The organism is Flavobacterium croceum DSM 17960 (assembly GCF_002917885.1).
Classification (GTDB): domain Bacteria; phylum Bacteroidota; class Bacteroidia; order Flavobacteriales; family Flavobacteriaceae; genus Flavobacterium; species Flavobacterium croceum.
Window position 1 is genome coordinate 1 of sequence record NZ_PQNY01000032.1, and the last position, 8,206, is coordinate 8,206.

Here is an 8,206-nt window from a genome sequence, read left to right on the forward strand (position 1 = left end):
TTTGTTTTCCGTTTTAAATCGTTAGACTTTACTAAATGTCCGCTAAACTTGAACCAAACTTTACTCGATTTCAGATAAAATTCAGCCGTTAGTTTTCTAATAGCTCAAAAAAAGTGGACATTTCGTCAAGTCTTAAAATTCAAATGGTTGTTCAAACTAAAATGTTTGACTTCTGAATCTCGTCGGAAGTATGGCACACAACGTTTCGCGGCTTGACGCAGAAACGAAGCCAGCGAACGGCTAAATTTCTGTTAAAGATAAACATTTTCGTGAAAAACAGACTTCAGTTTAAGAGAAAATGAGCTATTGCGCCAAACCGCTGTTGCCTGCTGTGCGAATCTGCGTTTTTTCTGTTGTCTGTCGAGTAGTTTTTTTCTTTCAGTTTTCGAGTTTTCCGAGTTTCTTTCGCATCTAAAAAAATCCGCTTTCGACGTTTCAAATTTTCTTTTCAGTTTCTCCTTTTAAAATGTTTGAAATTTCACTTTTTAAACACAATTTTCCGCAAGTTTTCTGTTACATTTCAGTTTTTCTTTCCGATTTCGTTCAGCCGTAATTTTCTGATAAAGATCCAACAAAAAAAAAATAAAAGAAAAAACCACGAAGTTGAAACATTCATAATTTTTTCTTTAATAAACCAGGAAAAATTTCTTCCGGAATTTTTCCGCGTATAGCAGGCAACGTTTTGCGGCTTGACGCAGAAGCGAAGCCAGCGAACGAATTAATTTCTGTTAAAGATAAACATTTTCGTGAAAAACAGATTTCAATTTAAGAAAAAATGAGCTATTGCGCCAAACCGCTGTTGCCTGCTGTGCGAATCTGCGTTTTTTCTGTTGTCTGTCGAGTAGTTATTTTCTTTCAGTTTTTCAGTTTTTTTCCGCTTTCGCCTGTAATAAAATTCCGTTTTAGAAGTTTCAAATTTTCTTGCCAGTTTCTCCTTTTAAAATATTTGAAATTTCACGTTTTAAGTAGAAATTTCCGCACGTTTTCTGTTACATTTCAGTTTTTCTGTCCGATTTCGTTCAGCCGTAATTTTCTGATAAAGTTCCGACAAAAAAAGAAAAGAAAAGCCACGAAGTTCGAGTATTCATTATTCTTCCTTTAAGAAACCTGGAAAAATTTCTTCCGGAATTTTTCCGCGTATAGCAGGCAACGTTTTGCCGCTTGGCGAGGTTGCGAACATCGTAACCGAAATTTTTCTGCTAAGATAAAATTTCTTGAGAAACGTGAACGTAAATTTACCACAAAATTCGCAATCTTGCCAAACGGCTGTTAGCTGTTGTAGTTCTTTTTAAATTTCAATTTCCTCGTCAGTTTCAGCAATAATTTCTTCTGCTTTTTGTTGGAATTTTTCCCATTCAATTTGTTTCTGCTTATCTTTTGAAATTGCTTCTTCAATAGCCAAACTTTCTCTGTAATGCAAAGCCTCTGCTGTCATTGTCCATTTTGCATTTATTTCCATTTTGTCAACTTCTGCTTTTATGTCAGAAAGATTAACTTTAAAGAATTCTTTTCTAGGATTTACTTTATTCATTTGCATCAACATAAATTTCTTGTGAAGTTCTCTTTCCAATTTTGGAGCGTCATCACTAAAAATCATTGAATGCACATCAAATTCAAAAGGAACACTTGCGTCACCTAATTCTTTAATTCTATCTAAAGGTTCTAATCTTCTTGTCATTCCGATTTTGAATACGTTTTCTCCAAATGAGCCAATATTAGAAATTACATAAACATTTCCAGATTTTGTTTGTTGAGCCATTGAAATTGCTCTTTGGTTTTTATCTTCTGCAATTTTCAGTTTTTCTTCTAATTCTCTTAATTTTTCTTCAAATTTAGACTTTTGTTCATCGTTTGCTTGGGAAACTTCTTTCTGTGCTTTTTCTATTAATTTTTTAAGTGTTTCTTCTTCTTTTTGAGCTTCACGGATAGCTTTTTCATATTCTCTTCTGGCTTTTTCTTCTTCACGAATTTGTTCTTTAATTCTTCTTTGCTCTTCTTGTTCTTGCCATTTTAATTCTTGTGTAATTACAGCCCATTTTAATTCATCAATTCTTGCATTTAGATATTCTTCTGTAATTACTGCATTTCTGAAAGCTTTACCATTATTGTTTACAACTTGATAAGCATCTTTTATTTTTTGTTCCAAAGTTCCGTAGTTGTCTTTTTTTACTTTTGACAAAATACTGTCAACTTTACCATTAAAAGCATCTAAAATAAAATTAATTGCAATTTCTTTTCTATTCGCTTCCACATAATCGCATTTTGCAGAAGTTCCGTTATTTATCATTAAACGAGTTTTTTCTCTAGAAAACTTTAATTTTTCTCCAGCTTCTGTATGCCCAAATTCTTCGGCTAAATCGTCGAGTAAACTGAAAGTTGGAATTAAATATTTATCTCCGTATCCCTCAATTATATTTTTCATTGCTTTTGCAGTTTTTTCAAGTTCTTTTGAATTCTGCATTGCTTTATATGCGTCACCTGCAATTTCTTTAGCTTTGATTTCAGCTTGTTCAATTACTAATTTTGCTTCTGAAGTTGCGTTATTTAATAAGTTTATTGCATTTTGTTTAAAATTTGTTGCGTCTACATTAGCTTTTGATTTAATAGAGCTAGCTTCTAAAACTGCGTTTTCCAATTCTTTTTTTGCGTTTTCTAATATTTCACTAGCTTCTAGATTTGCTTTAAATAAAATATCTTTTGCTTTTTGTTCTGTATCAACTATTCCTTGATATTTTTTTAAAGCATTATTATTATCTTCCAAACTCTCAATTTTTTGATTAAGATTTTCTCTTTCTTGTTCAAAACTTTTAATTTTAGCGTTTAAACTATTTATGATGTTTTGTAAATCATTTATAGTTTTTTGAAATTTGTTTTTGTTAGAGATTAACACAATTATTAAAACAATAACTGCAATCAAAAGAATAAAAGTCATATAATCATTTTTTAAGGTTTTGTTTTTCTACAACGCTCGGATACTATAACAGCTAACGTTTTGCGGCTTGACGCAGAAGCGAAGCCAGCGAACGATTTAATTTCTGCTAAAGATAAAATATTTTCGTGAAAAACAGACTTCAATTTAAGAGAAATCGAGCTATTGCGCCAAACTGCTGTTGCCTGCTGTGCGAATCTGCGTTCTTTCTGCTTTCAAGTCGAGTAGTTTTTTTCTTTCAGTTTTTTCGCTTTCGCTTTTAAACAAAGTTTTCCGCTTTCGGCATTTCTGATTTTCTTGTCGATTTATTCTTTTAATATGTTTCAGGTTTCACTTTTTAAGTACAAATTCCTGTAAACTTTCTGTTAGATTTCAGTTTTTCTTTCCGATTTCGTTCAGCCGTAATTTTCTCATAAAGTTCCAACAAAAAAAATAAAAGAAAAGCCACGAAGTAGAAACAATCATTATTCTTCCTTCAAAAAACTAGGAAAAATTTCTTCCGGAATTTTTCCGCGTATAGCAGGCAACGTTTCGCGGCTTCAAGAAGTGGCGAACTTCGTAACCGCTTATTTTCTGCTAAGATAATATTTCTTGCGAAAGAAAAACGTGAATTTACCACATTTTTCGCCATTTCTTGAAACCGCTGTTAGTGGCTGGTTTTATTATTTTTCATTCTGTTTTTTGTTCCAATGTTTTTCACAATCAGAACAAATATTTATCTCATTAACTTCTAATACATTATAAATTTTTCTAATATTTTGTGCTAAAAATCCTAGATAAATATTTTCAGGTAAATTTGGTTTGTAACCAATAGTTTGACAAATTACACATTCATTTAACCATTTCCTCATTTCAGGAAATTTCTTCGCATAGTTTTCATTATCTTTTCTAAATGAAGTCATTTTATAAATATTCAGTTAATGAATTTTTTAATTCTTCAATAAGTTCTGCGTCCATATATTTATAAATATCTTGAATCTCTAAAATTACTATTTTTTTATTATTCATTTCTTTAGGGAACTTTTCTAGTAGTCTTTCATGATGCTTTTTTTCCATTACAAAAATAGTGTCAGCCCAAATAATATGGTTTGCATTAATTCTTATTCTTGCTGAGTTTTCTGTTCCAGCTGATTTAACCTCATAATTTGGATTATTTTTAAAGATTGTTTCTGCAGTTAAACTTCTCCATTTATTTCTGCTACATACAAATAATATATTTTTCAATTTAGTTCTTTTTTGCACAATTTTGAGGTAAACTTGCCACTAACGGGCTGGCGCTTGGCGAAGTGGGGGAAATCGAAGCACAAATGTTCGATAAACCACAAATGTTGATAGAAGTACGAATGCTCAAATTTAGCACTTCTGCCCCCATTTTGCCAAACCCTTGTTAGTGGCTGGGCTATTATTTTCATCATTTTCTATCATTATACTTGTCTGCGTTTGAAAAATGAATATTATGTGAAAAAAGTTCTCTAATTGTTGCTTTTATACCAATTGGCTGTCTTGTATTGAAATCATAATCACTCAAGATTATCAATTTTTCATATTGCTCTTTAAGCCAAATGTATTTTTTAAATATTTCAGGACTCTCAAAACTTATATCAAGACCTTGTATAATAACTTTTCGAACATTGCTTAAACTTGAAGTCATTTTTTCAATAGTCATTTCAGTCCAGCTATCTATTACTTGATAATAATTCATTTGGTGAAAACCAACACAACCATCTTCAAATCTATCTATGTATTGGTGATAAGGGTATCTATTCTTTTTCTGTTCCAAAGGATAGTTTAATTCCTTTATTAATTTATCTGACAATATTATTCTTGGATATATTGCACTTTTTGCTTCAAGCATATACGCTTCAATTAATCCTTGTCCAAAGACGGTTCCTTTTTCGTTATGAATTATATCGCCTATTGTAATTCCACCTCTAATAAGTATGCCTTGTTCCATTAGAACTGAACCAATATATGCTAAATTGACAATTAATGTTGAAGTCATTTCATTAATATTATTGTCTGTCTTAACAGATACTACAATACTGTCTGAAAATGAAGTACTATTAGTTTTGCCTCTAATATCAAATTTATCAACACCTTTTTTTTGAGCGTCTTCTTCTATTTCAACAAATTTTAAGTTCCATTTTTCTGAAGTTTCCCAGTCTTTTATATATTCTAAAACAGAAAATAGCAATTCTATTTTTGCAGTATCTTTTTCTGACTGTTTTACAATTTCTTTAAAACCAAGAATGTCAATAAAGGCAACTATTCTTTGTTCATATTTCAGTTTTGTTGTCGTCAATTTAAAATTTTATTTTTTAGATTAGGAGTCACGTAAGCCTTGCCACTAACGTTTTGCGGCTTCAAGAAGTGGCGAACTTCGTAACCGCTTAATTTTCCACTAAGATACTATTTCTTGCGAAAGAAAAAGGTGAATTTACCACATTTTTCGCCATTTCTTGAAACCGCTGTTAGTGGCTGGTTTTATTATTTTTCATTCTGTTTTTTGTTCCAATGTTTTTCACAATCAGAACAAATATTTATCTCATTAACTTCTAATACATTATAAATTTTTCTAATATTTTGTGCTAAAACTCCTGGATAAATATTTTCAGGTAAATTTGGTTTGTAACCAATAGTTTGACAAATTACACATTCATTCAACCATTTCCTCATTTCAGGAAATTTCTTCGCATAGTTTTCATTATCTTTCCTAAATGAAGTCATTTTATAAATATTCAGTTAATGAATTTTTTAATTCTTCAATAAGTTCTGCGTCCATATATTTATAAATATCTTGAATCTCTAAAATTACTATTTTTTTATTATTCATATCTTTAGGGAACTTTTCTAGTAGCCTTTCATGATGCTTTTTTTCCATTACAAAAATAGTGTCAGCCCAAATAATATGGTTTGCATTAATTCTTATTCTTGCTGAGTTTTCTGTTCCAGCTGATTTAACCTCATAATTTGGATTATTTTTAAAGATTGTTTCTGCAGTTAAACTTCTCCATTTATTTCTGCTACATACAAATAATATATTTTTCAATTTAGTTCTTTTTTGCACAATTTTGAGGTAAACTTGCCACTAACGTTTTGCGGCTTGACGCAGAAGCGAAGCCAGCGAACGGCTAAATTTCTGTTAAAGATACACATTTTCGTGAAAAACAGACTTCAATTTAAAATAAAATGAGCTATTGCGCCAAACCGCTGTTGTGTGACGTGCTAAATGTCAGGCTGTTTTCAGTAATTTTTCGGTTTTTTGCTCCTTTTTTTTCAGATTTTCTTCCGTTTAGTTTCAGATTTCACGTAGCTGTTTTGTGTCATATTTCCGATGAGTTTTTAAGTTGAGATTTTTCAGGTTTTGTTTTTCATTTTCAACCGTTAGACTTTACTAAATGTCCGCTAAACTCTAACCAAACTTAGTTCGGATTTCAGATAAATTTCAGCCGTTAGTTTTCTAAAAGCTCAAAAAAAGTGGACATTTCGTCAAGTCTTAAAATTCAAATGATTGTTCAAACTAAAATGTTTGACTTCTGAATCTCGTCGGAAGTATGGCACACAACGTTTGGGGCTTTGCGTTCGGGCGGGATAAAACGCACTAACGCTTTGCTAAAGTACAAAAGTTTTTTAAATGCACAAAAGTTGAATTTTGCACTTCTGCCCGCCTGACGCAAAACCCTTGTTACCAGCTGCCGTATTATTTTCGATTATCTTTAGTTTGTCCATTTCACATAACTATTTATATGTTCAGTATGTTCCCAAATTATTTTTAAAGTATCTTTATCAACTGAAACTATATGTCCTTCTTGAGTAAAATCATTGTAATAAATTTTCAAATTATTGTCAATAAGCTCGTAAGGCATATTTCCATTTCCGTCATAATCAACGACAAAAAATGATTTATTTGTCAATTCAAAATCTGCGTGTGGACCTTTTGGGTCTAGTGTCCAAATACCAAAAAGTAAGTTTGTGTCAAGTTTTGTGTTAATAGTTGATTTTTTAGGTTTAACAATATTTTCAACATCTAAATTGTCGGAATTATAGTCAGAAACAGTTAAATTTTTCAGTTTGTTTGGATTTGCAAGTTCGTTATAGCCGTGATTTACTGAATCTAAAACATTTGAATTAGTTAAATTGTTATTTTTTGTTTGCTTGTTATTGTTACACGCAATAAAAAAAAGTGTCAGAAATCCTGCCAAAAACGAATTTATATGCTTTTTTTTGTTGATCATTTTTTATTGTTTTTTCAATTCGTGCAGTTCGGTCAAACGGTTGCTGGTAACGTTTTGCGGCTTCAAGAAGTGGCGAACTTCGTGACTGCTTAATTTTCCACTAAGATAAAAAAACTTGCGAAAGAAAAACGTGAATTTAGCACATTTTTCGCCATTTCTTGAAACCGCTGTTAGCAGTAGCTATTTTTTTGATTCCCATAGTTCTAGCATTGATTTCAAATCATTGTATTCTTCTGCAAAAGCTCCATCAAGTTCATATTTACCATTAAATTCATAAAAATATTTTCGTGCATTTTTGTTTTCAGAAATACTTGCGATAAAGAGTCGGTTTACAAGTTCCATTTTTTCGTTGTTTAATTTTTGATTTGCGTTTTCATATTCTTCTAATGTTTTTGAAATTTCTTTTTCTGAATATTTTCTTATGTTTTTGTTTAAAAGATGTTTTTTGATTACTTTATCTTTTACAAAATATATTTTATCAATTCCCCAAATATTAGTTTCGTAGTTTCTGTTCTCTTTAGTTGGCAGATTAATTAATTCTTCTACAAATAAAGTGTCTTTACTAACTCTCAAATTACAGTTTTGAGTTGCGTCCCAAAAATCAATTATTTTGTTTTCTCCGCAAACTGAAAGTACAAATTCTGAAAAGTCAACTGGATTATTTTCAACATTTCTGAATCCACACAATGCAATACTTTTACCATTAGATAATTTGTAAATTGTGTCAGATTTTGTTTCAGTAAAATCATTTTTTGCACAACTACAATTATTATCGATACTAGTTTCGTTTTCAGAAAAAGTGTCTTTTTGTTTTCCTTCTGGATTTGCAATTAATTCTCTATTTTCATTATATTCTGTGTCATTTCCACTTGTTTGTTTACAAGCAAAAATTACGAATAAAATGCTAAATGTCAATATTTTAATTTTTGTTCGCATATAGTTACTGCTAACGTTTTGTGGCTTTGCTTAGTGGCTGAAAAATAAGCATTTAGCCTTGATTAATAAATTATTTTTACTGATATTCACTGTCTTTTTTATTTTG

8 protein-coding genes are annotated in these 8,206 nt (G+C 30.7%); all 8 read right to left on the reverse strand.

What is annotated here, in order from left to right:
• Positions 1-1,288: 1,288 nt before the first annotated feature.
• Entirely contained in the window at positions 1,289-2,932 is a 1,644-nt protein-coding gene (locus Q361_RS12680; protein ID WP_103727107.1) for a DUF4041 domain-containing protein, read from the reverse strand.
• 659 nt (positions 2,933-3,591) lie between these two features.
• A complete protein-coding gene (locus Q361_RS12685; protein ID WP_103727108.1) occupies positions 3,592-3,831 on the reverse strand; it encodes a hypothetical protein in 240 nt (79 codons plus the stop codon).
• Position 3,832: 1 nt separating this feature from the next.
• Positions 3,833-4,153 (reverse strand): low molecular weight protein tyrosine phosphatase family protein, encoded by a 321-nt coding sequence (locus tag Q361_RS12690; protein WP_103727109.1) that lies wholly within the window; start codon positions 4,151-4,153, stop codon positions 3,833-3,835.
• 187 nt (positions 4,154-4,340) lie between these two features.
• Positions 4,341-5,231 carry a hypothetical protein gene (locus Q361_RS12700; protein WP_169929315.1) on the reverse strand — a complete coding sequence of 297 codons (891 nt, stop codon included), beginning with the start codon at positions 5,229-5,231 and terminating at the stop codon, positions 4,341-4,343.
• Between the two features lie 185 nt (positions 5,232-5,416).
• Positions 5,417-5,656 carry a hypothetical protein gene (locus tag Q361_RS12705; RefSeq protein WP_103727111.1) on the reverse strand — a complete coding sequence of 80 codons (240 nt, stop codon included), beginning with the start codon at positions 5,654-5,656 and terminating at the stop codon, positions 5,417-5,419.
• A 1-nt stretch (position 5,657) separates the two neighbouring features.
• Positions 5,658-5,978 (reverse strand): low molecular weight protein tyrosine phosphatase family protein, encoded by a 321-nt coding sequence (locus Q361_RS12710; protein WP_103727115.1) that lies wholly within the window; start codon positions 5,976-5,978, stop codon positions 5,658-5,660.
• Between the two features lie 667 nt (positions 5,979-6,645).
• Entirely contained in the window at positions 6,646-7,164 is a 519-nt protein-coding gene (locus Q361_RS12715) for a hypothetical protein (protein ID WP_103727112.1), read from the reverse strand.
• A 180-nt stretch (positions 7,165-7,344) separates the two neighbouring features.
• Positions 7,345-8,079, reverse strand: coding sequence for a hypothetical protein (locus tag Q361_RS12720; RefSeq protein ID WP_146047030.1), 735 nt, complete (start codon positions 8,077-8,079; stop codon positions 7,345-7,347).
• Between the last annotated feature and the right edge of the window lie 127 nt (positions 8,080-8,206).

What these genes read in the sequence shown, in the direction of transcription:
- Q361_RS12680 (WP_103727107.1), bottom strand. Translation starts at nt 2,932, where the DNA reads ATGACTTTTATTCTTTTGATTGCAGTTATTGTTTTAATAATTGTGTTA.
- Q361_RS12705 (WP_103727111.1), bottom strand. Translation starts at nt 5,656, where the DNA reads ATGACTTCATTTAGGAAAGATAATGAAAACTATGCGAAGAAATTTCCT.
- Q361_RS12685 (WP_103727108.1), bottom strand. Translation starts at nt 3,831, where the DNA reads ATGACTTCATTTAGAAAAGATAATGAAAACTATGCGAAGAAATTTCCT.
- Q361_RS12715 (WP_103727112.1), bottom strand. Translation starts at nt 7,164, where the DNA reads ATGATCAACAAAAAAAAGCATATAAATTCGTTTTTGGCAGGATTTCTG.